At 68.4% G+C, this 25,232-nt stretch carries 38 protein-coding genes; 2 read left to right on the forward strand and 36 right to left on the reverse strand.

Annotated features, from left to right (window positions below; genetic code table 11):
* Positions 1-23: 23 nt before the first annotated feature.
* The 4 genes from ACQP03_RS07675 to ACQP03_RS07690 form a co-directional block, all read right to left on the reverse strand.
* Positions 24-509: a hypothetical protein gene (locus tag ACQP03_RS07675; protein ID WP_433460699.1), complete on the reverse strand. Its 486-nt coding sequence runs from the start codon at positions 507-509 to the stop codon at positions 24-26.
* Between the two features lie 74 nt (positions 510-583).
* Positions 584-856, reverse strand: a complete 273-nt coding sequence (locus ACQP03_RS07680) for a hypothetical protein (protein WP_433460700.1) — start codon at positions 854-856, stop codon at positions 584-586.
* A gap of 73 nt (positions 857-929) precedes the next feature.
* The gene (locus ACQP03_RS07685; protein ID WP_433460701.1) at positions 930-1,475 is read right to left on the reverse strand and encodes a hypothetical protein; all 546 of its coding nucleotides are present in this window, start codon (positions 1,473-1,475) and stop codon (positions 930-932) included.
* 1 nt (position 1,476) lies between these two features.
* Positions 1,477-2,412, reverse strand: a complete 936-nt coding sequence (locus tag ACQP03_RS07690) for a hypothetical protein (protein ID WP_433460702.1) — start codon at positions 2,410-2,412, stop codon at positions 1,477-1,479.
* 116 nt (positions 2,413-2,528) lie between these two features.
* Here ACQP03_RS07690 and ACQP03_RS07695 point away from each other — a divergent pair, with 116 nt between their 5' ends.
* Positions 2,529-3,737, forward strand: coding sequence for an RNA-guided endonuclease InsQ/TnpB family protein (locus ACQP03_RS07695; RefSeq protein WP_433460703.1), 1,209 nt, complete (start codon positions 2,529-2,531; stop codon positions 3,735-3,737).
* On the opposite strand, the gene ACQP03_RS07700 is transcribed toward ACQP03_RS07695, so the two are convergent.
* The 30 genes from ACQP03_RS07700 to ACQP03_RS07845 form a co-directional block, all read right to left on the reverse strand.
* Positions 3,718-4,077, reverse strand: coding sequence for a capsid cement protein (locus ACQP03_RS07700; protein WP_433460704.1), 360 nt, complete (start codon positions 4,075-4,077; stop codon positions 3,718-3,720). The two genes, ACQP03_RS07695 and ACQP03_RS07700, sit on opposite strands and share 20 nt — an antisense overlap.
* Positions 4,078-4,079: 2 nt before the next feature.
* Positions 4,080-6,272: a phage protease gene (locus ACQP03_RS07705; protein ID WP_433460705.1), complete on the reverse strand. Its 2,193-nt coding sequence runs from the start codon at positions 6,270-6,272 to the stop codon at positions 4,080-4,082.
* Positions 6,272-6,538 carry a hypothetical protein gene (locus ACQP03_RS07710; RefSeq protein ID WP_433460706.1) on the reverse strand — a complete coding sequence of 89 codons (267 nt, stop codon included), beginning with the start codon at positions 6,536-6,538 and terminating at the stop codon, positions 6,272-6,274. Before ACQP03_RS07710 ends, ACQP03_RS07705 begins: the two co-directional genes overlap by 1 nt.
* 21 nt (positions 6,539-6,559) lie before the next feature.
* On the reverse strand, positions 6,560-8,581 hold the full coding sequence (locus ACQP03_RS07715) for a phage portal protein family protein (protein WP_433460707.1): 2,022 nt from the start codon (positions 8,579-8,581) through the stop codon (positions 6,560-6,562).
* Positions 8,582-8,595: 14 nt separating this feature from the next.
* Positions 8,596-10,635: a hypothetical protein gene (locus tag ACQP03_RS07720; RefSeq protein WP_433460708.1), complete on the reverse strand. Its 2,040-nt coding sequence runs from the start codon at positions 10,633-10,635 to the stop codon at positions 8,596-8,598.
* Positions 10,636-10,648: 13 nt separating this feature from the next.
* Positions 10,649-11,242 (reverse strand): HGGxSTG domain-containing protein, encoded by a 594-nt coding sequence (locus ACQP03_RS07725; protein ID WP_433460709.1) that lies wholly within the window; start codon positions 11,240-11,242, stop codon positions 10,649-10,651.
* A gap of 101 nt (positions 11,243-11,343) precedes the next feature.
* Positions 11,344-11,685, reverse strand: a complete 342-nt coding sequence (locus ACQP03_RS07730) for a hypothetical protein (protein ID WP_433460710.1) — start codon at positions 11,683-11,685, stop codon at positions 11,344-11,346.
* Positions 11,682-11,894, reverse strand: coding sequence for a hypothetical protein (locus tag ACQP03_RS07735; protein WP_433460711.1), 213 nt, complete (start codon positions 11,892-11,894; stop codon positions 11,682-11,684). Before ACQP03_RS07735 ends, ACQP03_RS07730 begins: the two co-directional genes overlap by 4 nt.
* Positions 11,891-12,094, reverse strand: coding sequence for a hypothetical protein (locus ACQP03_RS07740; RefSeq protein WP_433460712.1), 204 nt, complete (start codon positions 12,092-12,094; stop codon positions 11,891-11,893). The genes ACQP03_RS07735 and ACQP03_RS07740 overlap by 4 nt, the downstream gene beginning before the upstream one ends.
* A 2-nt stretch (positions 12,095-12,096) precedes the next feature.
* Positions 12,097-12,405 (reverse strand): hypothetical protein, encoded by a 309-nt coding sequence (locus ACQP03_RS07745; protein WP_433460713.1) that lies wholly within the window; start codon positions 12,403-12,405, stop codon positions 12,097-12,099.
* Between the two features lie 136 nt (positions 12,406-12,541).
* Entirely contained in the window at positions 12,542-13,648 is a 1,107-nt protein-coding gene (locus ACQP03_RS07750; protein ID WP_433460714.1) for a hypothetical protein, read from the reverse strand.
* A 318-nt stretch (positions 13,649-13,966) separates the two neighbouring features.
* Positions 13,967-14,422, reverse strand: a complete 456-nt coding sequence (locus ACQP03_RS07755; protein ID WP_433460715.1) for a DUF6221 family protein — start codon at positions 14,420-14,422, stop codon at positions 13,967-13,969.
* 144 nt (positions 14,423-14,566) lie between these two features.
* Positions 14,567-14,887, reverse strand: coding sequence for a hypothetical protein (locus tag ACQP03_RS07760; RefSeq protein ID WP_357130613.1), 321 nt, complete (start codon positions 14,885-14,887; stop codon positions 14,567-14,569).
* Positions 14,884-15,267: a hypothetical protein gene (locus ACQP03_RS07765; protein WP_357130610.1), complete on the reverse strand. Its 384-nt coding sequence runs from the start codon at positions 15,265-15,267 to the stop codon at positions 14,884-14,886. The genes ACQP03_RS07760 and ACQP03_RS07765 overlap by 4 nt, the downstream gene beginning before the upstream one ends.
* 26 nt (positions 15,268-15,293) lie before the next feature.
* Positions 15,294-15,560, reverse strand: a complete 267-nt coding sequence (locus ACQP03_RS07770) for a hypothetical protein (protein ID WP_357130607.1) — start codon at positions 15,558-15,560, stop codon at positions 15,294-15,296.
* Complete coding sequence (locus tag ACQP03_RS07775; protein WP_357130604.1) at positions 15,557-15,892, reverse strand: hypothetical protein; 336 nt, start codon at positions 15,890-15,892, stop codon at positions 15,557-15,559. Before ACQP03_RS07775 ends, ACQP03_RS07770 begins: the two co-directional genes overlap by 4 nt.
* On the reverse strand, positions 15,889-16,299 hold the full coding sequence (locus ACQP03_RS07780; protein WP_357130601.1) for a DUF6085 family protein: 411 nt from the start codon (positions 16,297-16,299) through the stop codon (positions 15,889-15,891). The genes ACQP03_RS07775 and ACQP03_RS07780 overlap by 4 nt, the downstream gene beginning before the upstream one ends.
* Positions 16,296-16,697, reverse strand: coding sequence for a hypothetical protein (locus tag ACQP03_RS07785; protein WP_357130598.1), 402 nt, complete (start codon positions 16,695-16,697; stop codon positions 16,296-16,298). Before ACQP03_RS07785 ends, ACQP03_RS07780 begins: the two co-directional genes overlap by 4 nt.
* Complete coding sequence (locus ACQP03_RS07790) at positions 16,694-17,059, reverse strand: hypothetical protein (protein ID WP_357130595.1); 366 nt, start codon at positions 17,057-17,059, stop codon at positions 16,694-16,696. The genes ACQP03_RS07785 and ACQP03_RS07790 overlap by 4 nt, the downstream gene beginning before the upstream one ends.
* Positions 17,060-17,063: 4 nt before the next feature.
* The gene (locus ACQP03_RS07795; RefSeq protein ID WP_357130592.1) at positions 17,064-17,420 is read right to left on the reverse strand and encodes a hypothetical protein; all 357 of its coding nucleotides are present in this window, start codon (positions 17,418-17,420) and stop codon (positions 17,064-17,066) included.
* Positions 17,417-17,707: a hypothetical protein gene (locus ACQP03_RS07800; RefSeq protein WP_357130590.1), complete on the reverse strand. Its 291-nt coding sequence runs from the start codon at positions 17,705-17,707 to the stop codon at positions 17,417-17,419. The genes ACQP03_RS07795 and ACQP03_RS07800 overlap by 4 nt, the downstream gene beginning before the upstream one ends.
* The gene (locus tag ACQP03_RS07805; protein ID WP_357130587.1) at positions 17,704-18,135 is read right to left on the reverse strand and encodes a hypothetical protein; all 432 of its coding nucleotides are present in this window, start codon (positions 18,133-18,135) and stop codon (positions 17,704-17,706) included. The genes ACQP03_RS07800 and ACQP03_RS07805 overlap by 4 nt, the downstream gene beginning before the upstream one ends.
* 11 nt (positions 18,136-18,146) lie before the next feature.
* The gene (locus ACQP03_RS07810) at positions 18,147-18,761 is read right to left on the reverse strand and encodes a hypothetical protein (RefSeq protein WP_357130584.1); all 615 of its coding nucleotides are present in this window, start codon (positions 18,759-18,761) and stop codon (positions 18,147-18,149) included.
* A complete protein-coding gene (locus ACQP03_RS07815) occupies positions 18,758-19,795 on the reverse strand; it encodes a hypothetical protein (protein ID WP_357130581.1) in 1,038 nt (345 codons plus the stop codon). Before ACQP03_RS07815 ends, ACQP03_RS07810 begins: the two co-directional genes overlap by 4 nt.
* Positions 19,795-20,136, reverse strand: a complete 342-nt coding sequence (locus ACQP03_RS07820; RefSeq protein WP_357130578.1) for a hypothetical protein — start codon at positions 20,134-20,136, stop codon at positions 19,795-19,797. The genes ACQP03_RS07815 and ACQP03_RS07820 overlap by 1 nt, the downstream gene beginning before the upstream one ends.
* Complete coding sequence (locus ACQP03_RS07825) at positions 20,133-20,330, reverse strand: hypothetical protein (protein ID WP_357130575.1); 198 nt, start codon at positions 20,328-20,330, stop codon at positions 20,133-20,135. Before ACQP03_RS07825 ends, ACQP03_RS07820 begins: the two co-directional genes overlap by 4 nt.
* Positions 20,327-20,545 carry a hypothetical protein gene (locus tag ACQP03_RS07830; protein ID WP_357130572.1) on the reverse strand — a complete coding sequence of 73 codons (219 nt, stop codon included), beginning with the start codon at positions 20,543-20,545 and terminating at the stop codon, positions 20,327-20,329. The genes ACQP03_RS07825 and ACQP03_RS07830 overlap by 4 nt, the downstream gene beginning before the upstream one ends.
* A 5-nt stretch (positions 20,546-20,550) precedes the next feature.
* On the reverse strand, positions 20,551-21,903 hold the full coding sequence (locus ACQP03_RS07835) for a replicative DNA helicase (protein WP_433460716.1): 1,353 nt from the start codon (positions 21,901-21,903) through the stop codon (positions 20,551-20,553).
* Positions 21,900-22,571, reverse strand: coding sequence for an ATP-binding protein (locus ACQP03_RS07840; protein ID WP_433460717.1), 672 nt, complete (start codon positions 22,569-22,571; stop codon positions 21,900-21,902). Before ACQP03_RS07840 ends, ACQP03_RS07835 begins: the two co-directional genes overlap by 4 nt.
* A 14-nt stretch (positions 22,572-22,585) precedes the next feature.
* Positions 22,586-23,515: a hypothetical protein gene (locus ACQP03_RS07845; RefSeq protein ID WP_433460718.1), complete on the reverse strand. Its 930-nt coding sequence runs from the start codon at positions 23,513-23,515 to the stop codon at positions 22,586-22,588.
* Positions 23,516-23,679: 164 nt separating this feature from the next.
* Here ACQP03_RS07845 and ACQP03_RS07850 point away from each other — a divergent pair, with 164 nt between their 5' ends.
* Positions 23,680-23,928, forward strand: a complete 249-nt coding sequence (locus ACQP03_RS07850; protein ID WP_433460719.1) for a hypothetical protein — start codon at positions 23,680-23,682, stop codon at positions 23,926-23,928.
* 220 nt (positions 23,929-24,148) lie between these two features.
* Here ACQP03_RS07850 and ACQP03_RS07855 read toward each other — a convergent pair whose 3' ends face one another.
* Together ACQP03_RS07855 and ACQP03_RS07860 are read right to left on the reverse strand one after the other, a co-directional pair.
* Positions 24,149-24,943, reverse strand: coding sequence for a hypothetical protein (locus tag ACQP03_RS07855; RefSeq protein ID WP_433460720.1), 795 nt, complete (start codon positions 24,941-24,943; stop codon positions 24,149-24,151).
* Positions 24,943-25,164, reverse strand: a complete 222-nt coding sequence (locus ACQP03_RS07860) for a hypothetical protein (RefSeq protein ID WP_433460721.1) — start codon at positions 25,162-25,164, stop codon at positions 24,943-24,945. Before ACQP03_RS07860 ends, ACQP03_RS07855 begins: the two co-directional genes overlap by 1 nt.
* Positions 25,165-25,232 lie beyond the last annotated feature (68 nt).

Here is a 25,232-nt window from a genome sequence, read left to right on the forward strand (position 1 = left end):
TGACGGGTGCTGCGGGGGCCAGGTCAGGCAGCCTGAATGGCGAGCAAAGGTCCCGGCCCGGTGGCGCTGGCCATGGTGAACGTGCCGGGGAGCGCGCCGGTCACACCTGACTGCGTCGCCATGCCATGCCCGAACGTGGCGGCGGCGGCCGTCGTGAAGTCGCGGTACTCGGAGACCGGGTACAGACCGATCATGGTGACGGTGTTCGCACCCTGCGCGGTGACCGACAACCAGATCGGAACACCCGTCGCCGCGCCCGCCGGCACCGTCAACGTGATCGGGAGGGACTTCGCGCCCGCCGAGTCGGCGGCGATCGTGCCCGCGTCCAGCAGCAGCGTGCCCGGCAGGCCGTTGTTGTCGGAGCGGACACCCATGCGCAGGTCCGTGGACGCGGCGACCGCACCCACGTAGCAGGCGATGGCCTGAAGTTGCAGGCCAGGCGGCAACCACAGTAGTTGCGCCCGCTCGACGCTGACCGTCGCCGACGCGGTGACTGTGGCACCTGGCACCGACCGCCACCGCCCCGACGCCAGAGGGCGGACAGCATTCGGCGGGGAAGGGTAGAAAGCGCGGGCGGATCCGGTCACCGCACACGCACCGACACTCGGGGGGTGCCGGCGGAGATGAGCCGCACCTCACTGTTGCCCGTCGTCTCGTCGGCGACTTCCAGACTGTTCACGGCCGCCGGCAGCAGGTGACAGTTCGTGCCACCCACGGTCGGGTTGATGCCGTCGGCGCGGAAGTACACCTCGGCAGCCCCGTCCACGTTCAACACCTCAACCGTTGACCCGTTGGTGGCGAAGGTGAGCGTGTTGACGGTGTTGGCGACAAGGGTCGCGTGCTGAACGAACGCCACAGCGGTCGCCTCCGATCGGGGGTGGGTCCGGCCGCCCGCGCCAAGGGTTCACGGGCGGCCGGAGTCCGAAGGGTCAGGACTGGCGGGACTTCGCGAGCTTGATCAGCTCGTCCTTGTCCTGCTTGACCAGGTCGTCGTAGTTGCCGCCCTGGGCGACGTGGTATTCCACCCACACGTCGTGGCCGTTCTGCGTCTTCGGCATCGACCCGTCCGTGGGCAGCTTCTCCCGCGCCGCGGCGCGGCGCGTCGCCACCTCGGGATCCTCGCCGGGCGGGTTCGCGGCCTTGTCGATGGCACCCTCTTCGGTGACCACGTCGGCGACCTGCTCGGACACGTCCGACTGCGGGCGCTCATCCTCGGCGGGCTTCTCGCCGCGCAGCACATCCGAGGTCACCGAATCCGCGCCCGAGCGCGGATCCTGCTCCACGGCCGCGTTCGGGGCCACCGACGTGTCGCCCTCTTCGGCGACGAACCCGCCGTCGAGGAGGAACTTCAACCGCTCCGGCTCCACGTCGTCGGGCAGGAACGCGCCCTTGTACAGCAGCACCTGCGACCGGACGCCCGTCGTGGACGTGGTGACGTGCGCGCACTCGGCCACTACCTGATAGCGCTTGGCCATGTCAGGTACCCGAAATCTTCCGACCGGCCAGCGGGTCGGTGACCACGGGGACGGTGATGCGCCGCGCCCACATGTGCCACACGTCGCGCTCGGCGACACGGCGGGTCTGCACCTGCACACCGTTCTCCGACGTCGCGTACCCGGGGTCGACCTCAGTCTCGTCGGCCATGCCGCCGAGGGCGTTGCTGTCGAGGACGTACACGTCGTCGGCCTGGCCGGGCATGTTCGCGATCGGAGTGGTGATGACCTTCAGGCCGGCGATCGTCTCGATCTCACCCCCGTAGACAGGGTTGTCGGACGTCTCCCGCTTGCGCAGGGTGGCGATCTTGTCGTCGGACACCATGTACGCGTACTTGGTGTTCGTCATCAGGACCGTGTCGGCCTTGTAGCCCATCTCCTGGCCGTCGACGGCAGCCTTCGCCAGTTCGAGGTCCCGCAGGATCGTCGCCGACGAGTTCCAGGCAGCACCGGCGGTGATCGGCGTCGAGTTGATGGCCGACGCGACGGCGGCGATGGCGAGGCGGTCGATCTTCTGCACGACCGTGTTGATGACGATCCGCAGCGCCCAGTCGAGCGCCGAACCCATCGGCACGGACCGCTTGATCCGCTCGTCGGTGAGTTCGGTGGCCTGACCCCACTTCGACACGTTCGCGAGGGCGGCGGTGCCGGACTGCGGGAGGGCGCGCGGGTACTCGGAGCCCGGCGACACGGCCGTGACGCTGCGGTTCGTGAACAGCGGCTGGTCGTTGATCTCGTAGCTGACCGCGCCACCGGAGGTGCGGTACTTGGCCAGCAGCAGCCGGTCGGCGATGAACTGGATGTTGTCGAGCTGGCGCAGTCGCCGCTGGATGACCGCCGGGTTGGCGAGCATCCGGTTGATGGTGATCAGGTCACCCGACAGGCTCGCGGGAGCCGGCGGGTACGTCTGGAGAGGCATCAGCCTGTCCCCTTTCGCCCTGCGTGTGGGCATGAAAAAACCCCGCACGCAGGGCGCCGGGGAGGTGAATTGAATTCCGGTTAGTCGCTTAGATGGCGAGCTGATATTGTCTAAACGTGCACCGGTCGTTCCGATATCGCTTTTATCCAGACGCAGCGCAGGCTGACTTGCTGGAGCGGACCTTCGGGTGTGCTCGGTACGTTTGGAACTGGGCGCTAGAGCGGCGGGTCGCCAAGTACCGCGAAGATGGCACCAGGCTCACTTACGTTGACCTGAATCGCCAACTGACGATCCTTAAAGCCGATCCAGCGCTTTCCTGGCTTCACGAGGTTTCGGCTGTCGCACTACAAGAATGTCTGCGTCATCAAGAAGGTGCCTTCAGGAATTTCTTCAGGCGCACCTCGCGATTCCCGCGCTTCAAGTCGAAGCGCAAGAGTCGGGACTCGGCCACGTTCACTAGGTCTGCTTTCCGCATCAAGGCCGGCGAGCTTTGGCTCGCCAAGATGGTTAAGCCGTTGGCGGTGGTGTGGTCGCGACCGCTCCCCGAGGCGGCAGACCCGACCACAGTCACAGTCACCCGTGACGCTGCCGGACGCTGGTTCGTGTCGGTCCTGCTCAACGACAACTCTGTAGGGCCACTTCCTGTAGAAACCGCCAGCGTCGGGCTCGATGTCGGTGTTACCAGTTTGGTAACTCTGTCGTCGGGCGAGAAGATAACCAACCCGAAGCCTGAGAGACAAGATCGGCGCAAGCTGGCAAGCGCCCAACGGTCCCTCAGACGTAAGCAAGCAGGGTCAGCGAACCGCGAGAAGGCACGTCTGCGTGTTGCTCGCATCCACGCCCGTATCGCCGACCGACGGCGCGATCACCTGCACAAGCTCACTACTCGTCTCGTCCGCGAGAACCAAACGGTCGTGATCGAGGACTTGGCAGTTCGTAACCTCTTGAAGAACCACAGTCTTGCCCGCGCGATATCCGACGCCTCTTGGCGGCAGATGCGAGTCATGCTTGAGTATAAAGCCGCATGGTACGGGCGAGAGCTGCTTGTTGTCGATCGTTGGTTCCCGTCATCCAAGTTGTGCTCGGCTTGCGGAGTGCTGACCGAGAAGATGCCGCTCGGATCGCGGTCGTGGACGTGCAGATGCGGCACCACACACGACCGCGACCACAACGCAGCCAAGAACATCCTCGCCGCTGGATTGGCGGAGAGGTTAAACGCCTGTGGAGGGACGGTGAGACCCGAACCGCGAAAGCGGGGACGGCGCGTCCCCGAGAAGCAGGAAGGCTCCCCTCATGGAGCCAAGATCAACACTCCATCCACGTGACGAGGGCCGTATCGGCGGCGGTGGTGAGGGCGATGCCGATGTTCCCGACACCGGCGGTCGCCGACGCGACGTTCCCGGACGCGGCCGAGTTCAGGCGGGCGGCAGCGGTGATCGCACCAGCAGCCACGGACACGTGCACCTGACCGCGGGCGTGGTAGGTGACGTTCGTACCGGACGCGGCGTCGAACGCGGCGATACCGACAACAGCGTTGGAGTCGGCGGTGGCGGTGGAGATGGTGCCGTTGCCGTTGACCATGACGGCCTTGCCGCCGACGATCGCGCCGGACGCGACACCGGTGATGACGTCACCGGGCATGTAGAGCGGGGCGTAGTCAGCCATGATCAGGCACCAGCCTTCTCGCCGAAGAAGTGGGCGTAGTCGGCGTCGAACGGGTCAACACCCTGGGCTTCGGTGTCGCCCGTGTAGCCGGACGCCGCCACGGGAACCGCCGTGTTCGGGGCGATCGACGCCAGGATCTCCGTGATGACCTCAGGCGCGCGGTCGTAGCGGGCCTCCCAGCCGTCGCGCTCGGCCGGCTTCAGCTTCCCGGCGCGAACAGCCGCGTCGAACAGGGCCGTCTTCGCATCGGCCGCCGCACTGGCGTGGATCTTCGCGAGTTCGCCGGACAGGCGCTCGATCTCGGTCTTCATCTCGTCGCGGGCCGCAGCCGACGCGGCGACCTGCTCGGCGCTGGGCTGCTGGTCGGCCTTCGACTTCAGCTCGACGAGCGCGGCCAGAACCGCGTTGTCGTCGGCGTCGTCCGCGAGGCCGAGCCGCGAGCGCACATCAGTGCTCAGAGTGGACACAGGGTCCTCTCCTTTCGGTTCGGTTGATGGTGCGGGCTCCGGCTCGGCGGCCGGGAGTTCGGGGGTCGGCTCCGTGGGGGCCGATTCGGTGGGCGCAGGCGCGGCCGGAACAGACGGTTCACCGGCGGGCACCTCCGGGTCGGGACGGGACTCGTCGCGGGAGGCGTACACGGCCACCGATGCGGCCACCGTGTCGGCGGGCACATAGTCCAGGGCCACCGGGACCGGCTCCCCGAACGTCACCTCGTCGCCGTTCACGGTCACCGGCACGCGGCGGGTGCTGCGGTCCGTCTCGTCCATGACGATCACGTCGGAGGCGCGGACCTGCACGATGTACTGCTGCACCGGCGCCGACTTGTTCCAGGCGGCGCGGATCCGGTCCGCGTCGGCGGGCTGAGGGTTGGGCATGGTGTCCTCTCCTGGCGTGTGCGCCGAGGCGGCGGTTTTGCGGTGGCGTCGGTCGCCCGGCCAGTAGCCGAAGTGCTCGTGGAACCACTCGGAGGCGATGCGCTTGGCCCGTTCGCTGCCGACGTGCTTGCGCAGGTGCCGGTACAGCGCCGTCCACGGGTGCGCGCTCGTGGCCCACTTCTTGAGTCCGGGTCCGGCCAGCCAATACCGCTTGAGGTTGTTGTCGTCCCCGTCGGCGGCGGCAACATCGGCGTCCGGGTCTTCGACGGGCTCGGGGTCGCCGATGAGTGGGATGTCGATGTGCTGGCCGGCGAACGCGATCCGCAGCCGGTCGAACGACACCGGGCCAACACGGTCCACTAGGTGGGCGAGCGTCGACAGGTCGTCGGTGTACGTCAGCGACAGGTGGCAGTGCCACGGGCTGTGCTGCTGCGGAATGCCCGCACCCGAGTAGGCGAGGGCATCCCCAACGAGGGTGTGCGCGGCGTCGAGCAGGTCACCCGACAGGCCAAGGACGATGCACGTGTCCCGGTCCGGCTGGGCGTTGCCCGGGTTGAACACGTTGAGGGCGAACCCGTCGGTGTCGATGCGGGGCATGCCGTTGATCGCCGACGACACGCCGTCGATGATGTCCTGCCGGGTTGCGTCCGACAGGTCGGCGGCCTCACCGAGGTAGGCCAACGTCACGTGCAGCTCGTCGGCCGGCTCGCCACCCTCAACAGCCAGCCGTTCGGCGTCTTCGGTGGTGGGGATGAGGGCAACCATTGCCCCCGTGTGCACCTCCGCAGCGGCGCGCAGTGACGCGACGATTCGCACCTCACCCTCACTCGCCACCCCGTCGGACGCGGCGAGCCCGAACAGGGCCTTCACGTCGTCGAGACTGTTGAGGGGGGCCAGCGTCGCCACCCCGGGCGGGGTGACGCCGAGCAGTGACACTGCCGTCAACACGAACGGATGCGTGTGGCCCAAGCCGCACCGCTTGTTGTAGGTGCCCTCGATGGACCGGTTCGGCCACGCGGCGGCCTGAACGTCGGTCAGCCACGAGGGGGCGACCTGATCGCCGACGAGCGTGTGTCCGCCATCAGCGATGCGCAGGTTGTCGTACCAGCCGATCGCCGGTTCGCCGTCGCCGGGCGTGAACCGCGTGTCCGTGTGCCCGATCTTCACGATGGGCTTCTGGATGGCGGGGCAGGTCAGGGAGGCGACGGCGGCGGTGAGGTCGCCGGGCGCGGCATCCCACGTTCCGCTTGAGAGCGCCCACGTCCCGGTGCGCACCAGTTCGACGCCTTCACGGCGGGCGAGCACGGCAGTGTCAGGCATCAGCCCTCCCGTTCCGGCCAATGCCACGTGCCGCCCCGGTGTCCGCCGTCCGAGTCCGATTGGAGGACAGACCGGTTGAAGAACATGCCCTCCGGGTTGAGCACGCACAGGCTGACGTGGCCGATGTGCTGCCCCCCGTCGTTCACCGCTGGGGTTTGGTAGTCGTCGACTGCGGTGACGATTGCCGCCCGGCACACGCTGGGGTATTCGCCGCCCGGGGTTCCGTAGCTGGTGTAGTGAACGATGCGGCCAACGGTCGGCTTCATCCCGCCACCGTCCTTCCGAGGCTAGTCGGTGATCGGGTAGAAGAAGCCCCGACAGCGGTCGCGGCCTTCACACTTCGGATGACGTCCGGTCGGGCGGGCCTTCAACGCGGCGGTCAGCGACGGGAACTCCTGGTTGTCGGCCTCCCGACATGGCCCGCACCGCGCCCGGTCGTTGACCTCCGACACCTTGAAACGGGTACCTGCCGGCAGCCGGTAGAACACGTCTTCCCGGCCCACACCCTGCGCGGTGCCCACGGCGGCAGACACGTGCCCCGCCACCAGCCCGGACGTTTTCGCCTGCGACAGGTCGGCGAGCGCGTCCGTCACCGCGGCCTTGACTTGCTTGCCGTCCGCGCCGGCCAAACCGAGCGCGACCCGGGACGCCGCCGACTGGTAGCCGGCCACGATCAGATCAGTGGTTGCACGGCCCAGGTCGGCAAGCCGATCCCGGGCATCGTCGCTGAGCTGGTTCGCCACAAGGGCGGCCCCAGCGGCTTCGACTGCGGCACGTCGTGCAGCCTTCTCCGCAACGTCCACCAGCCCGGCCGTCACCACACCCGCCAAGGATGACACCGCGGCCGTCGGCACGGCGAGGGCCGACAAGCCGGCGAGCGCGCCGCCGACAACCTCAGCGGCCACCGCAGCGGACAGAGCGGCCACCAGCGGACCGGACGCGGCGGCCCAACCCTCGGTGACCTCGGTGACCGTCTCGGCATGATCAGTGGACAACCCCTGAGCGTCCACGGTCGGAGGCGGTGCGGCGGCGGCAGTCACCTCGGTCGGCTCCGGTCGGCGCGGCGAACCACCCCGGGCCGTCGGCGCCGGAGCCGGTGCGCCTTCACGCTCCGGTAGCCGGTACTCGCGGCGTACCCACGCCTCAAGCCCCGGATCCGCTGCGAGCGCGCCAGAGCTGAGCAGCAGTTGCAGCGACTCGGCGGTCACCTCACGCCGCGAGCCGATACCCGACACGACGACGCGGGGGACGGGTTCGTCTTCGCCCCAGTTCCAGTCAACGATCCGCGCCGCGCCCTGCCGGGTGATCGTGTCCGCGATGGCTTCGGCTTCCGACTCCAACGCCAGGGTCCACGAGTCCAGGAACACTGTGCCGAGCGCCCGTGATCCTGTCTCGGTGTTGCCCAGGTCGAGGTGTGGCATCAGCGCCGACTGTGCGATCTCCTGGTTCAGGAACCGGATGAACCCAAGCGTGTCGGGGATGCTGCCGGACAGGCCAACGATGTCCAGCTTGAAGCCGGGCGGCATCGACGCCCCAGCCTGATCGCCGGCGCGTGCCGCTGATGCGAGACGCTGCGCCTCCTGCATCTGCCCCGTCGTCGGATTCGTACCCGGAAGCGCCTGCGCGACCGGCACCCCGGCGCCCCACCGCCGGTTCGAGATCGCGGCGACACGCAGCATCTCCCGCTTGAGCAGCCACGGGGCGTACGCGGCGCGGATCAGGGAAGTGCCCTGCCAGCCGTTGCCCTCCCGGTTACGGGAGTAGAAGACCAGCCGGTCAGCCTCGATCTGCGGCGACTTGTCCCGAGCGGTGATCAATTGGTCGATGCCCAGCAGCGCGCCCGTCTTCGGGTCCGCGTGGATCGTCGTGATCGTTGCCGGGATCCGCTCCGCCAACGTCGTCAGGCGGGCCCGGCCGTCAGAGTCGATGGCGGCTTCCATCTCGAAGCCGTAGTGCCCCCACACCTGCGACAGCAGAGCCGACCGCAGGTGGTCATTCCACGACACACCTCGACGCCGCGCACCCGACGCCTTGTCCACGCCCACCACGTTCAAGCCCAGGCAGTCGGCGACGAACTGCGTCACCTCGGGCCGGCAACCGCTACCGTCCAACTGCCACTGCGCCCGCCGGAGCTGCAAGCCGTAGCCGTCGAGGATCGAGGTCAACCGGCTATCACGGCGCATCTCCGCATACACCTGCACCGAATTCGGGTACAGCAGCGCCGGGATGTGCTCGTACACGTCGGTGACGATCGACCCGAACTGGAAGTCGTTGACCGAGCCGACAAGAGACGTGGGGGCGGTCATCATCCACCCCCGACCAGCTACAGCGGCTCGTTGTGCCAGTCCACGTCCCGAACTCCATCGTCAGACCCAACCGACGGCGATGCCTGCGCCATGACAGGCGGCGGCGCCCACTGAGTCGAACCAGCAAACACGGCCATCGCCAGGCACGTCACGGAACCCTCGAACCGGCTGTTCGGGAAGGCTAGAAACTCCGACGTGAACTGCTCCCGCCACGGCGCCGTCGAGGGAATCCACACCCGCCCACCCGTCACCGCCGCCGATGCGGGCAGCGCGCGCGCCAACCGGTCCGGTTCGATGTCCAGCGGCATCACTGACTGGCCCGGCAGAAGAAGCCCCGCCCTGACGAGAAGCGCATGCTGCTTGCGGGTCACATACGTCACGTCCACCGGCCAGCCCCGAATGGCGTCTGCCACGACCGTCATCGGGTTGCTCTCCCCGACGCGGCGCCGGACACGATCCAACAAGATCAGGCCACCGTCGAGATCCCGACCCCACACCGACGCGACCGTAAAGTCGGTACCCGCGTCCTCGCCGACGGCGACATGAGCAGTAGCGAACAGCCACATTGATGCCAGCGGCCACGACCGACTACCGCAAGACACGACACGATCCGACCCGCCGTGTGGCGCCCACGACCAGTACCGCCAATGAAGCCGACGGAACAGGTCGGAGCCGACCGGAGCTGTCGCGGTCAGCATCAACGCGTCAGCCCGGTCCGGCGACGGCATGCCACGCTTGCGCATGTCGTCTTTCGACTCGATCTGAATCTGCCCACGCGACGTGTACCGGTACTTGATCGCACCCAACTGGGCGGCAAGGTCATCGTCGGCAGGGTCAAGGTCGATGTCTTCGTCCTCGAAGCGGGTCTTCAACGCCCAGTACCACTCGGCGCGGGCATTCAGGAACCGCTCCCGGTCCGTGGCTGCCGCACCGGCCTGCATGTCCAGCACGCCGAAGCCCTGCTCGGTGAGCTGGTCCACCACCCCAGCGCCGACACCGACGCCGTCAACGCGGATCTCGTCCGCGCCAGTCTCCTTCTTCGCGGCGACGACCCGGCCGGTGGTTTCGGTGGTGGCCTGCTTCGAATACTCGCCTACGATGCGGGCAACAGGGCCGCGGCGGAGGTAGATGACGGTGCGGTCGGATCCGAACCGCGCCACGTCCACCCCGAGGATCCCCCGACCCTCTGGGGTCAGCGAACGCTGACGGGCGGCCTCGATCGCCGCCGGGGAGATCAGGACGTCTTCGCCGATCTCCGGGAACTCGCCGAGCACCTTCGAGATGTAGCGGGGGGAGTCAACGCCCCACCGCTTCTTGTCCTCCACCCAGTCCGGGTCGAGCATCAACGGGCGCAGGTTCTCCGGGAACGGCTCGTCGGTGAAGTTGGGGGTGTCGAACGCGGAGATGCGGATGACGTTCCACCCGGACCCGGGCTTGCACACGTCGGCGAACTCCGTCGACGGATCGTCCGGGTTGCCGATGGCGAGGATCCGGCAGTCCCGGTTCGTGGTAATCGCCTCAACGGCCGTCCACAACTGGCGGGGGATACCGCACGCCTCATCGAGGATGACGAGCACGTACCGCCGGTGGATGCCCTGGAATCCGTGCTCGTCGGTGTCGGCTGGCTTACGCCCCCACCCCACCAACGTGCCGTCGTCGAGCTTCCACTCATCGGACTGCAATACCCGGCCGGGTACCGCGTTGCCGAGCTTCGCGGACGCGCGGGCGGCTTTGCGGATCTCCTCCCATAGGATCGCGTGAACCTGCGGATAGCTGGGCGCGGTCGACGCGACGAACGCCTCACCGGGAGGGTGGGTAGCGACCCACCACGCGGCGATCCGGGACGCGATCCACGACTTGCCGGCGTTGTGGCAGGACTTCACGGCGGTCCGCCGGTTCGTCACCACCGACTCGGCGATAGCCCGCTGCTTGCTCCACAGGTGCTCGCCTAGTTCGTTGTTGACCCAGCCGACCGGGTCATGAAGGTAAGGCGACACGGGGGCGGGCTCGAACTGCCGCGCGGCTGCCTCCCACGCCGAAACGGGGGCGATCGTCACGACGCCACCCCCGTCAGGACACCGCCCGAAGATGACGAGGAACAACCTCGCCGACAAGCGCTGTCTGCTCCGGCGACAGGTTCAGATCCCCGAGGATCCGACGGATCACATCCGCCAACAGTGCGCCCTGCGACTCGGCCAGGCGCACCCGGCGTTCCTCAATGCCCGCCTGCAACGCCTTCGCGCACACATCCACCAGGTGCTTACGCTCCCGCTGGTACAGGTCCAGCAGCACGTGCGGGGCCGCGGCCTCGGTGGTGTCAACGCCGGGGAACTCGCCGCCCTCTTTGTCGACGATCGAACGGACACCCCACGACAGGGCGGACGCCTCCAACTCCTGCACGCGCGCCCGCAGCCACGCGACGTGCCCGGCAGTCCACTTCACCTCGTCCAACAGGGCTTCGGTGGGGGACACGTCCAGCGCGAGGCCGTACGTGGCGACGGCTTCGGCGAGGGCCCGTTCCTGCTGCTGGCGCTCAACCTTGCGCAACACCTGCGGGCTGGCGCCGCCGTGGAGCCGGCAGCGTGTGGCGCCGGGGACGGGGGAGCGTTTGCAGCCGTGGCCGGTGGACCGGGCTTTCGCGCCGCACCGCTTGTCGTCGTCCATGGGGTGATCCACCTCCCCTGGGCGTTGTTGGGGTGGTGGCCGGTGGCCCCGGGTGGCGCGCTGGGGACGACGCCTACCCGGGGCCGGTCTTGCCGGTGGGGTCAGCGGAAGGTGTCGGTGCCGGGCTCGGTGGGCTCGTCGGGGGTGGGCGGGGTGTCGGAGCCGTCGGCGTCGCCCACACGGGCGTCCGCATCTGCGACGGCGGCCTTCAGCTCGTCGAACACGGCCTGCGCAGCCGGGTCGAGCTGGCCTTGAGCCTGAAGGAGCTGGTCGAGCTTCGCGTCCACGTCGGCACTGAAGTCGGTGAAGGCGGCCTTGAGATCGGTGAGCTGTTCGGCGGCGTTCGCCATGGCGGTCTCCATTCGGGTGACTTGATCGTGCAGGGTGTCGTCTCGCAGGTTGGAGCGCACCCAGTCCCAGAGGGTGTGGCGGGGCTCGGTCATTGGTTGCCTCCCGGCCGCTGGCGGTGTGGCTCGCGTTGTTCCCGGCCGTCCAACGAGTGGTGGATGACCAGCCAACCCATCGCCCCGTCGCCGTCGGGAACGGGTTCGACGGCAGGTCCGCAGGGGCAGTCTTCGCCGTCGGTGATGTGGGCGATGAGGTCGTTGACGGGTTCGACGTGCACGGTCTGCGGCACGGTCACCGCCTTCACGGATCGACCTGTGCCTGCCTCACCTGCGATGCGGTGAGCAACGACGCCGATTCGATGATGATCGCGAGAAACGAGAGGCCGAGCACGACGGGCGGCTCATCCTTGGCCCACCAGAATGCGCACAGCGGCCAGCCGACGATCAAACCGACCAGCAGGATCCACGCGGCGATTGTGCGGGCTCGGCGCATCCGGTCAGCCACAGTCAGCCAACCCGTACGTCCGAGTCGGACGGCTTGCGGTTGAGTGCGTCCCAGTCGCGGATGGCCCGCGGCTTGCGGTAGGAGCGGGGGGACCGGCGTGTCGCTGACTCGGCTTTGGCCCCGTCGAGGTAGCGGAACAGGCGGTGGCCTTTCCAGTTGCGGCCCACCTCGGGCAGGTAGACACGCTCCCCGTTGGTGAGGTAGCCGTCGGTGTGCCATGTGTTGACGAGCTGGGGGGTGACGCCGAGGGCGAGGGCGAGTTGCGCGGCGGTGAGCTTCGCGTCGGGGTTGGCTCCGGGGCGCACCGTCACCCCCTGTCGGGTACACGGGAAAGCCCCGCGCCGTGTGGGCTGCGGGGCTTCCTATGGTGTTTGTGGGCAGACTTCGCCACCCGCAACGATAAAGGGTCGTGATCGAGTTGACCAGTGCGGGTGCGTGACACGCCGATCACACGGCGGCGGGTTGCTTTTTCCGCCTCGCGGTGGGGGTGATTTCCTTCAAATGGTCCCGGTATTGGGTGGCGGTGAAGATGCGCCGGCAGTCCGGGTTCTGGCATTCGATGTCACCGGTGCCGTCCTGGCGGCGGTACAGCATGCGCAGGGTGCAGGCGGGGCAGTCAACGCCGTCGCACAGTTCGGCCTGGGGGTCGAAGTCGCCGAGGGCGCCCATGAGGGTGCCGCGGATGCTGCTGAGCATGTCGGCGAACGCGTCCATGGCCGGGTAGTTGTCGCATGCCCAGTCGAGGCGTTTGGTGAGCCAGCCGACAAGGTTGTTGATGGTGGGGGTGGGCCGGTAGCGGCTGCCGGGTGCTCCCGCGTCTGCCCATGCCCGCATTTCTTGGTCGAGGATTTGGGCGATGGGGACGGCGCCGATCTGGTCGCCTGCGGGGATCATCACCTTGTACCCGTTGGGGTCGCGGCGGGCTTGCCGGTCCATCACGGTGAGTTGTTGGCGGTGGTGGTGGAAGTCGCGGTGGAAGGTGACCGCGATGGTGCCGTCTTCGTTCTCTGTTTCTTCGCGCCGCTCGGTGACTTCGAAGCGGGTGTAGTTGACGGCGACAGGGGTGAGTCGGCTGGCGGGGATCCAGTTGTCGCCGGTGGTGTCGATGGGTCGGCCGCCGTCGCGGATGACCGGTCCGAGTAGGTCGTGTGCGTGCAGGTCGAGAGGCACGGGGGCTTCGTGCCCACCCCCCGTAACGATGATGTCCGGGGCGATGGAGGGGGCGGGCCCGGCGGTGCGGCGGATGAGGTGGTGTGCGGTCCAGCCGCCGTGCCATTTCCCGGTGGGTGAGTGGTCGTGTTCAGGGTGGCCGGGGTGGCGGGGGGTCTGACCGGCAGGCACGGTGAGGTGGCAGGTGCGGCAGATGAGCACCGCTGCGGTGGTGCTGTCGTCGGCGGGGATGAGGTCGTCAGTAAGCCGGACGGTGAGTTCGAGCAGGCTGGTGAGGGCGACGGGTAGCCAGCGACGGCAGGGTTCGCAGATCAGCCCGTATTCGGGGTCGCGTCGGTGGCAGGCGTTGCACGCACCTTCGGGGGCATCAGTGTCTTGGTGCATGGTGGCTGGTCTCCGATCTGCGTGGCTACGCTGTGGCGGAGACTCCGGGGGATTTCGGGGTGGTGGGATTGGCGGCGGCTTGGATGGCAGTCCGGGCCGCTGCTGCCGTTCTGGCTACAGTCGGTCGCAGAACGAGTGGATGCCGTCGGCGATGTCATCAATGGCGCGGGCGATCGGTTCGGTGCCCGCACGACAGAAGTCGATGAGCCAACTCAAGACCCGGGTCGTCATTCGTTCAGCCACCCCACCCGCCAGCGTCGTGCGCCAACTGCTCGTCTTCGTCGATCTGCCCGGTCAGCCACTCCATCCGGTCGTCGGTCACGCCTTCCACGCCTCCTGGTAGTCGGAGTGGGCGGTGAATGGCAGGGCGAGGGCCAGCAGCGTCGGGCATTCGTCGATCTGATGCATGGGCAGCCCGATCGGGTCGAGGCCGCAGCCAGCGCAGTCGCCGCGCCCGTCGTCGTGGTGGATGTCGAGGATGACCCGCTTGGAGGCCAAGTCGTCAAACACGTACTGTGGGTCGTTGTCGGCAATGTGTTCGCCGTGCGACTCGAAAAGGTAGTCGTAAGGGCCGACGACGATCGCCCCTGGGTGGCGGCTCTCGTCGCTCGGGTAGATGCCGCTATCGGAGGAGCGCCACATGGGGCCTTCGGCTGCGGCGGCTTCCGCCTTCTGCTCGCGTTCGTCGTACCGGGCGCGCAGGAAGACCGCGAGTGACAGCGTGTCACTGTCCATCGAAGTGCGTTGGTCTGGACCCGGGGTTTCGCTCGTCACTAGCCCTCCTTCGATGACGCTGCGTACATTCTGCCTGATCACCGACACCACCTGCCGACCTGCCGCGCCCGCAGCCGCCGTCGGTACAGCCGCCTGTGCCAGTTGACGATGACCGCGTGCCGCCACCGGGCCGCCTCATCTCGCTCACCCATCGGCCAACCCCCGTCGCCGCTGTGCCGCCCGCACGGCTTCGTCTTCGTCGTCGGTGCGCTGCCGGCACACCACGTTGCCCGGCGACTCGATCACGGCGGGCTCCTTCCGTTGCTGCTGGTTGAGCAGGTCGAGCAGAGTCGGCCCGTCTTGCCCGTTGTGGTGGGGCCGGACGATGGACGGGGCGGTGATGCCGTGCTCACGTGCGCAGCCCGAGCCGAGGCCCGCCACCAACGGCCCCTTGGGCACAGCTCGGCCGCAGGACTGGCAGGTACGGGGCTCGGGCGGGCCGGGCAGCAGCGGCAGGGTCATCACGGCGTCGAGTCGGGCATGGCCACCGGGATCACGGCAAGGTGCGGGTGGTTCATCGCCAGCTCGTCCAGCGGGTTGATTCGGGTGTGAGCGTCAGCCGGCAGAGGCTGAACCTCTCGGTGGGTGCCGTACCGGTCGGTCTGCTCGGCCAGCCACGACCACACGTGCGCCTCGTCGCGGAACTCCGGCGGCTTGACGTCGGCAAGGTCGGGGTGCTGTCGCAGTAGTTCCGGCTTGCACTCGTCGGCGGCGCGCGGCAGTTGGTGGGTGAACAGGGTGTCGCCGGTCATGTAGTCGAGCAGTTCGTGAACGGCGCCGAAGCCGTCGGGGGTGACGAGCTTGTCTGCGGTGAGGGTGAGAATGGTGCCGAGGTGAGTGCGCACAGGGTTGTTCCTTTCGGTGGGGCCGCTCAGCGCGGCTGGCTCCTCTGGTTCGGGATCTTGTTGGGCTTCGGCTTCTGGCCGCGCCCGTTGTGCTGGAATCCGGCCTTGCGCAGGTCCCGGCGCAGCGCATTCAAGCTGTTGGTGTCGGATGCGCTCGACGGGGTGGTGGTGACCAGCAGGCCGCTCGGGTTCCAAATCTTGACGTGGCCCGACTTGGCGAACTCCACCCGCCAGCGGGCACGCCGCAACGCCCGGAACAGGCGCAGGCGGTCCGCACCGTCACGGTTACTCACCGACCCACCCCGCCCGGACTTCGACGTCGCAGGCGACGCCACAGGGTGCGGAACAGGGGCGGCGCTGAGACGTCCATGGTGGTGATGAATCCGGTGACCACCGGCACGCCCATGTTTTGCCGCGCCACCCACTGGTTGTGCACGTCGGCGATGTGCTCGGCCAGCTCGCGGGTCATCACTAGGTCGGCGGCCATCCTGCCCCCATCAAGCGGGCCGAGGCCGTTGGTGGTGACCGCCCACCCGCCGATCTCGTCGTTGACCACGGCAGACCACCGGGCGGTGAGGGCTTCCGTGTTGTAGGCAACCTCGACAGTGCTGGGCTGCCCGGTCATAACGGCACCCCCGGCCCAACCCGGTCACCGATAACAAGATCGCCGCCCTGACCTTCGTCGGAAAGATCCACCACAAATCGACCGAGTTGCGCCGGCGGGCTGTCAAGGGCGAGGGCGGCCCGGTTGAACGGGCAGCCGAACAAGCCACCGTTTTGGCGGCAGGCCAGCGGGTGCTGTATGCACCAACCTTCGTCGCGGAATTCCGCGATATGGCGGGGGTCGTCGTCTGCGGGGGCGAGGCGAGCGGCGGCGGCGAGAGCGGCCAGCGCGACCTTCGCGTCGTGGTTGTCTTCCCGGGACCCGCAGCGGCACTCGGCGATCAACCCGTCGTAGAAGGCCACTGCATGTTCGTCCCACGCAGCCTCAATGAGGTTAACGTCGTCGTCGGTGTACGGCCGCCCAGTCACGATGTTTCCTCCACGGTCGCCCACGGGGTGGTGTGCTGGTAGCGGTGAATCATTTCCGCCGAGCCACGCCACCCCGGGTCGACCGCGCGGTGCGCCTCGTGGCTTTGGATCATGATCCGCGCCTGCTCCCGAGTGGCTGGCTCCTCCGACATCACCACACCGTCACGGCGGATGCGGATGCCCGGCTGCTCCACCGTCTCCGTCCCTGCGGGCAGCAGCCGCCCGGCCGTCGCGAGGGCGTCCAGCACGGCGCGGGCCGCAGCCTCGTACTGGTGCTGCTTCTCTTCTACCTCCCACGACCCGGACGAGTCGTCGAAGAACGCGTCCTTCATCCCGGTCTCGCGTAGCTCGCCAGCGATCAGGCTGACGTCAGCGTCGGTGTACGGCTGGTCGGTCACGGCCGCTGCCCCTCATCTGTGGGTGCGGTCACCCACGGGCCGCCGTCCCGGCACACGACCTCGGCATACTCGCCCATGCCCGCCGCGCGTTGCAGGGCAACGGCCTCGGTGAACGGGATGCCGTCAACGAACCCATCTGCGTAGCGCACCGACCATTCGCGGTTGCCGCCGGAGGCAAGCCGGTCGGCGAGGTCGCGCAACGCCGCCCGGATGGCGGGCACGTCTTCGTCAGTGGCGGCCAGGTGCGAGTGCAGCAGCTCGTGATCTTCGTAGTCGGCACGCAGCAGGCGGGCCGCGAAGTTGAGCGCGGCGCGCTCAGGGTTGAACGGCGGGGCGACGACCACGCGCGGGGTGTCGATCACAGGGTCACTCACCGGGCCACCGCCGTGACTTGGTGATGCGACGGCGACGGCCATCCGCCGCCTCAGCGAGGTACGGGTACAAGTCGTCCATCGCGATGCACGCTTCGACGACCTCGAAGAGGACCGCCGAGTCCTTGGGGATCTGCGTGTCGCGCCCCATGTTGGCGTCCACGCGACCGGCCATCGTGCCGCGCACGTACCCCATCACGGCGGCTTCGCGCACTAGCCGCCGCTCGTATGGGCGAAGTGTGGACAGTGCCCGGCTGACGGCGTCGGCGCGCTCCTGCCGACGGACCTCGAAGTATCGGATCAACTCCGGGGGCAGTGTGGGCGACGCCTCGGCCGCCGGGATGTCGGTCATCGTGTCACCGGCTTCTTCGGCGCGATCTGGTCTGCGGTCGCCCGCAGAATGTCCCCGGCGAGCTGCGGCAGGACGGTCGCCGAGATGACCCCGACGGGGGCGGCGGCGTCGGCCTGCCGGTCGCGCACGCTCGGGTGGACGTCGTGCTTCACGACGTTGATCTCGTAGTAGGGCTCGGTCATGGTCGTCTCCTCGAAGTCGGGGTTGTTCGGCTGGTACCGCTCGCAGCGGCCGTCCACGTGATCCGGCTCGGCCTGGCCGCAGAAGAAGCAGGGGCGTTTGCTCACGCCGCCTCCCGACGGTTGCGCTGCACCCGCTCGATCAGGGCGTCCGGGTTCATGCCGTACTCGGTCATCCACTCTGCTGGCAGCTCGTACGGACCAGACCCCTCGTCCCAGGTCGACCAAATCTGCTTTGCTAGCCGGTCACCCAAGCTGGGGGGCAACTCGCGCAGCACGTACGCCAACGCCCACTCCGCGTTGAGGGCGCACGACGAGTGGGCGAAGGCGGCCGGGTTCTGCACGCTGAGCCCGGTGAAGTTGAGGGCACCTCGTTCGGTGGCGTGGCAAACCAACCACCGGGTGAGGCTGTCCGCGTTGACGTCTTCCAGCCGCTCCGGGAACGCGGCTGGGTCGGCCGGGCTGGACAGGTCGTCGGCGTCGGGCATGCCGGGCAGCGGCACATCCTCGATTACAGGCGCGGTCGTGTCGGTCATTGGTGGCCTCCTCAGGCTTGAATCAACGGTTGGGGTCGGTTCGGGTACAGCAGGTCGGCCAGCCGGTCAGGGCTGGGCAGGGACGTGGTGCGGGCTTCCGGGTTGATGAGGATCACCGGCAGGCGCAGTTGGTGGGCCTTCTTCACCGCCGAGAACGTGCCCCCGCCACGCTTCGACGGACGCCACACCGCCAGCACCGCGCCGTCGGCCTCGGCGGTCGCGGCCAACATGCCGTCGTTGCGCTTGTGCAGCAGCGACACCGCCACCCGCTTACGGGCATGCACGGCTAGGCCGGCGAGGTCCCCGTACGGCACCACGTCGGCGGCCAGGGCGCGCAGACGATGCCACTCGGCCACCGCCTGCGGGTTCGACTTCCGCCACGGGTCCGCTTGCTGCGGGAACGGAATGTGCGCCACGAACGGCACTGCCGCCCGGTGCAGCGAGTCCGCCCACCACATGTCCGACCCCAACGCCATGCCGGTAATGCCCGTGGTCATGCCGCGCTCGTCGCGCAGCCACACCGCCGCCGCGTCCAACCGCTCCCGCACCCAGCCGTGGGCGTCGTCGGGGATGTCCTGCGGGCGGTGGCCGGTCACCATCACCGTCGGCCACACGGGGGCGGTCACAGCAGCCCACCTCCCCGCCGCGACTTGTTCTCCCACAGCAGGTCGGCAGCGATCGGGGACAGAGACGAGCCGCCACCAGAAAGGTCGCCACCCAGACACACCCCACGGCCCCGATAGCCGCAGTCGACGCTGGGGCGGGCGTACGCGCCTTCATTGCCGGCCAACTCCACCCGATGCCAGCACGGCACGTCCTGCCGGAAACCCGCCGGCCCGTGCAGCCCCGTGCACAACGGTCCGGCCGTGCACTCGACCCGCTGGTCGGCGGGCATGCCGTGCTGCTCGTGAATGAACCTGATCCCCGGGCATGAGGCGAGACGCGCGACGTCCGGGTTGTCGACGAGCCGGCCGGCTCGCTCGTACTCCTCGGCAGCGCCCCAACAGGCGGCACGGCCCGCGTGGAACGTCGACCCCGGAGCGCCCGGAACGAACCGGGACTCCTCGGGGAACGTCACCGTCTTCTGCCGGGTCGAGATCGGCTCAAGGCAATGCGCGCACACGCCCGGCTGGGCGGTCGCCATCAGCCGATCCATCTTGCGCATCTGGTGTTGGGCAAGCACCTGCTGATCCCGGTCCTGGCACGGCCACGGATGCCCGTGACACGAGCACGTCTGATACGGGCCCGGCAGCCGATGCCAGTCGTTCTGGCGCGGCCACGACGTGAAACTGACCTCACGGGTGCCGTCGTGCAACCGGATGAACCCGCGCTCCTCACCCGGCTTGATGATCAGCGGCCCGGCCTGGTGGCGCAGCACGATGTGGAACGGCCGGTTCTTGAACAGGGCGAGTGCCCGCTTTTCACCCGACAGGCGGCCAACCGACGCGACCAGCTTCGCCCGCTGCTCATCGGTCAGGTCGGCGTCGGGAATGGGGCGGATCTCGTGGACCAGCCACGCCGCGTACCGCCACGCCACCACGTCGCCTTCCTCGGGGTGGGTGCAGCCGTACGGGTCACGGCGGTTCCCCAACGCCGGCGCCCACCGGTCGGGGTCTTGTGCGCCGTTGTTGTGCAGGCTCGGCAGGGGATTTTCTTCCATCACGACGCCTCCCCGTCGTACAGGGCCAGCGCCGTCTTCGCTGCCTCACCGTGGGCGACGTCCTCCAACAACACCCGCCGTACCTTCGCCAGCATCTCGGCGAACTCGGGCGCGGTCGGGTCCGTCGGCACCGGCCACCAACCCTCATCCGTGCCAGGGCGGGCCATCCGCACAGCATCGCGGCGGCGCGCGTACACCGTGAACCCGGCCGCTTCGAGGGCCGCCACCATGCGGTGGCCGTCGTTCGCCTCAACGCCGGGGCACTCCCGGCGCAGCGTTGCAGGCTGCCCGTAATGCTCGTGCCGGCCGTGCGGATCAGTGTTCGTGCACGCCTCGCTCATGCCGCAGCCCTCCGGTTCGAATCGCTGTTCATCGGGAACACGAACACGTCGCCGAGCTGGGCCACATGCTGCTCAGCCGACCCCCGGTGCACCTCGCACACGTAGCGGGTCATCCCGTCGCCGGGGAAACGGCCCGACGACACCTCCCAGCGCGCAGGCTCGTCCGTGGCAAGGCCGCAGTAGTCGCAACTCATGCCGCCAACCCGTCCGTGTCATGGCGCTCGCCCGACCACCACGCCCAGCCCGTGAACCAGATGTGCCCGCGCGGGCAGACGTAGTCGGCGACCACGCCCGTGCCGCGTTCGTTCTCCCGAACCATCAGTGGGGGTAGCGGAGTTCGGTTGAACCGGCAGCGCGGGCAGCAGTCCGAGTACGGCGGTCGGTCGGCGGCGTTATCCACCAGGCTCATCCCGCTCACGGCATCGCCATCGACACGAAGCGGTTCAGGTGCAGTTGCGCAGCCACCTCAACGGTGCCGCGAGCGCCACCACGGTTCTTCTCCACGATCAAATCCGCCTCGCCGAGGCGCTTCGTCTTGTCGAACTGCTCGTCCCGGTGCACGAAAATCACCACGTCGGCGTGGGCTTCGATGCCGCCCGACTCCTTCAAGTCCGTCAGGACGGGCCGCTTGTCGGCGCGCTGCGCGTACGCCCGATTCATCTGCGCCAGCAGCACCACCGCGAGGTCTAGTTCACCGGCGAGGTTCTTCGCCGACCGGGCCATCTCGTCGATCTGCTGGTTGCGGGGCGCGCTGGTCGCTGACTCGATCAACCCCAGGTAGTCGATGACGACCAGTTCCAGGCCGTGCTGCTGCTTCAACCGGCGGGCACGCACCCGAATGTCCGCCATCGTCAAACCCTTGGTGTCGTCGATCCACAGGGGCGCGTCTTCGGTCTCCCCGCACACCCGGGCGATGGCCGTCCAGTCGTCGGTGTCCAACGTGCCGTCGGTGACCTTCTTCGCTGGCACGCGGGCGGCGGCGCAGATCAGCCGGTTGAACAACTCCTGCTCGGTCATCTCCATCGAGAACACCCCCGTCGGGCGGCTGTGCGCGAACGCCGCCGACCGCACGAAGTCGCCGGCGCCCAACGTCGACTTGCCGCCGCCCGGGATGCCAGCCACCACGTACAGACGCTGCTTTTGCAAGCCGTGGATCAACTGGTCCAGGTCGGGGATGCCCGTCGGCACTCCCGGCGGGCCGGTGCCTTCCTCAGCGAGTTCGATCGCGTCCAGGCCGGGGCGGATGATGTCCCGCCACCGCCTCGGGCCGCCGTCACCAGCAGCGCGCATCCCTAGGTCGGAGATCATCACCCGAGTGCGTTCCAACAGCTCAGCGGGATCGCTCGCACTACCGGACCGAATGTCGTCACGGACCTTCTCAAGCCCGGCGTCGAAGTCCCTCAGCAGGGCCTTGGAGGCGACCGTCCGCGCGTGATAAATCGCCTCACCGACCGGGGCGGCAACCGGGACCACCGCCATCAGGTCGTTCAAGTACAGGGCGCCACCCGGCAGGCGGGTGAGTAGCTTCTCGTCCGCCAGATACCCGGCCACGCTCGTCGGGTCCGTCTTGCGGCCCTTCTCCCGCAGCGTGGTGATCGCCTTGAACAGCAGCGGATGGCACGGCTTGTGGAACGATGCCGCCGACACCAACGCCTCCACCTCGCCGATGACCAGCGGGTCGCGGAGCATTGCCCCCAACACCACCTGCTCGGCTCCGTGGTCGTAGAACACGGTCACCGGGTCGGCGCGATCCAGGGTGTCCGTCACGGCAGGTCACCGCCGCGGCGCCGATCCGAACCCTTCAACCCGACTTGCACGCTGGTGGACAGGCGGGACACCACCCGCTCGTCCACGTCGGCCCGCAGGCCGGCGGCGTCGAGGTTCGTGGTGGTGATCGTCGGCAGTTGGTTCGCCCAGCGGGTGTCCATCAGCCGGTACAGGGTGTCCTCCGTCCAGTCGGTGGACTTGCCCGCCCCCAAGTCGTCGAACACCAGCAGATCCACCGTCTGAAAGTCAGCCAGGGCGCGCAGATGCCGGTCGTCGAGCTGCGGGCGCATCGCCGCGTTGAACTCGGGGTGGCTGGTGATCGTGTACGTCATCCGCCGGCAGCGGCGGGCCGACTCCAACACCACCCGCCGCAGGGCGCCGAACGCCTGGTGACTCTTGCCAGTGCCCACCGGTCCGAGCAGCAGCAGGCCGGGGCAGTCCGCTGGGCCACGCAGGTACGCGTCCACCCACCGGCGCACGAACGGGTGGTCCGGTTCGGCGTTGCGGAACCGGGGCGGCAGGATCAGGCTCAACGTCGCCTCGGCCTGCTCGGTCAGATGGTCGGCGAGGTCAAACCCGGGCCGTGGGGGGACGGTGGTCGGGTCAATGCCGTGCCGTTCCATCACTTCGCGGGCGAGGCCGCCGAGGTCGGTGCTGCTGATGTCCACTGGCCCTCCTTCCGTTAGAGCTTCACGTCGTAGCGGTCTTGGTTCTCGTGGCTGTTGCGCAAGATCCGGGGGTTGGCGGGCTTCATGCCGCCGTCCATCCGCCCGTTCTGCTGGTTCCGCAAACGGGTCAAGGCGCGGTCGAGACTGGCGGTGCTGGGAATGCCTTCGCCGGTGGCCACGAGTCCACGTTTCACCTCGTCGTCGGTGTAGCCCTTCTTAAGGAAGGGCTCGATCAAGTTGCGCAGCTTGTGCAGGTCCAGGTTTTCGCCCTTGCCGGCAACGACGATGGGGGTGCCCTGCTTCTCGCGGAAGTCGGACCACTGGCGGGCAAGCCCGAAGGCGCGCTGAGTCTCAGTCGGGTCGCCCGTTGACTGCTTCGGCTTGGTGCGGGACTTGGTCTGCGATGCCGGCTGCTCGAACAGCGCAGCTTCGTCGGCAACCTCCGAAGGAGGTTGTATATAGGTCGGGTCGGGTCGGGTCGGGGGGACCGTGACGGCGGGCGTGACATCGCCGTGAGTGTCGGCGTCAGTCACGCGTGAGTCACGCCGTGACGGTGCAAGGTTCTGCCCCTCTTCATCCCGCTTTTCTTTGGCCCGATCACGCGCACGCTTCTGCCGGAGCGCAGCGGCGGCCCTCTCGGCGAGAACCTGCTCGCGGGTCGGTTGGTGGTCGGTCCACTCGTGGAACTGCCACCCTTCTTCACCGTCACGCGTGACGCGATTCCATAGGGCTGCTCGCTCTAACCGCTTGGCGAGCTGCTGACCGATCCCCGGGGCGAGGTAGTCGATCACGTCGTCCGGAATCCAGCCGTCGGTGAGTTCGTCAGACGACCAGGAGCCAGCAGTGGTCCACAAGCCGAGCGCGGCGAAGCCCTCGATGTCGAGGCCGCATCGGATGCGCTTTCGGTGCTTGTGGAGGCCGTCATCGACCTTGAACCAAGTCATGCAGGGGTCCTGATCTGTGCGTGGGTGGAACCGTGCTGGCGACTTGCAGCGCTCGTCACGGGCTCTATCTTGTCACATCCATGTGGCCTACACTAGGTGGCATGACGGATTTGATGTCGGTGCCATCCCTCGTAGGCCACATGCACATCTGCGACACTTGCCCCATGACCGACGACCGGGTGGGCGAGGCGCTGCGCGCGTACCAACGCGCCCGTCTGACTGCGGAGCGCCGCAGGTCGGAACTGGCCAACGCGATCGGTCAAGCCGTCGTCGACCGGGGCGTCCGGCAGGCCGACATCGCCCGCCAGACCGGCTACACCCGCGAGCACGTGCGCCGCCTGTGCAACGACTACGTGGAGCGGAAGGCGAAGGCTGAGGCCGAGGCGCGCGCTCAGCAGCCCGTAACGCCCTGACGTAGCACGACCGGCACTCATGCCACTTCACCCGACCCCTTCGCGGTGTCGGGCTTTCGTGCTGTCCCCGGCGCGCACTCGTCGCACCGCCACCCGCACGCATACAGGCGGGCAGGCTCAGCCCCACACGCTTTGACCCCGGCGGCGCACGGCTTGGTGGGCGGGGCCGGTCGGACAGCGGAAGTCCGGCGTCGGGAGTTCAGGTCGATCACCTTCGCGGTCATGGGGTCACCGGCTGACGTCGCGCTGTCTTACGCTGCCGATCCCGCTCACGCTCCACCGGCCCACACAACTCGCACGGCCGCTCACTGCGGCTTCGATGCCGACGCGCCGCCGCCGGAGTCCCACACGGCTGCACCTCGCGCCGGTTGTTGCGCCGGTCCGGGCGCTGCGCTAAAGCTCGGCGGGGCGTCTCGTGTTCCAACCACCACCGCAGGCATTCACGCCGGGCAACCTGCAACCGCCGGTTGAACGCCGACAGGTTCACACCGAGCGAACAGGCCGCGGCGTCCCGGTCCGTGTGCCCCGACCAACGTCGCCCGCAATGCCCGCAGTCATGCTCGGTGACCACACGCACATGTTCGTTGCCGGCGTGCGCGGCCAACGCGACGATGGCCTGCCGGTACGGCTCACCGAGGGCGGCCAGCAGCCGGGGCAGGGTGTGCTGTTCCACGATCAGGCCCTCGGGGCTGGGTGTTACTTGCCGCTGCCCCAGCCAGTAGGCGCAGAAGCGGGGCGCCGACGCCACACCCGCATCCCATTCGCGGTCCCGGTAGCCGTAGACGGTGCGGTGGGCGCGCACGATCGCCCAGATGGCGGCCCGCCCGGCGGCCAGCAGGTCGTGTTCGGACGGCCAGTGTTCGGCGGTATAGATGTGTTCGGCGATGGCCGACCATGCGGCGTCGTGCAGGTCGCGGTGGTCGGCGGCCATGGTGCGGTTGGTGCCGGCGGACTGCCGGGCGAGGCGGGCAATGTCGGACAGCCGCCACCCGTGGGCTAGTTCGTGGTCGTGCATCAGGCCACCTCCGGTAGGTGCGTGTCGGTGATGGGCCGCCCCTGGTAGGTGGGGCCGGTGGGTTCGCCCGGGGTGGCGTTGACGTCGAGCGGGTTGGCTGCGGCGTCCGCGTCGGCGTCTGCGCACTGCTGGTGGTCGGTGCACCAGTGCATGCCGGCGAACGTGATGCCCCCTGGCTGGAACGCGGCGGCGGCGAGGGCGCGCGCGAGGGCGTTGAACACCTTCGCCGCTTCACCCTTCTTTCCGCCGCCGTACTGCACAACACGTCGCCCCGGTGGGCGACCTCGTC

This window comes from Micromonospora sp. CA-248212, from assembly GCF_050948405.1.
Taxonomy (GTDB): domain Bacteria; phylum Actinomycetota; class Actinomycetes; order Mycobacteriales; family Micromonosporaceae; genus Micromonospora.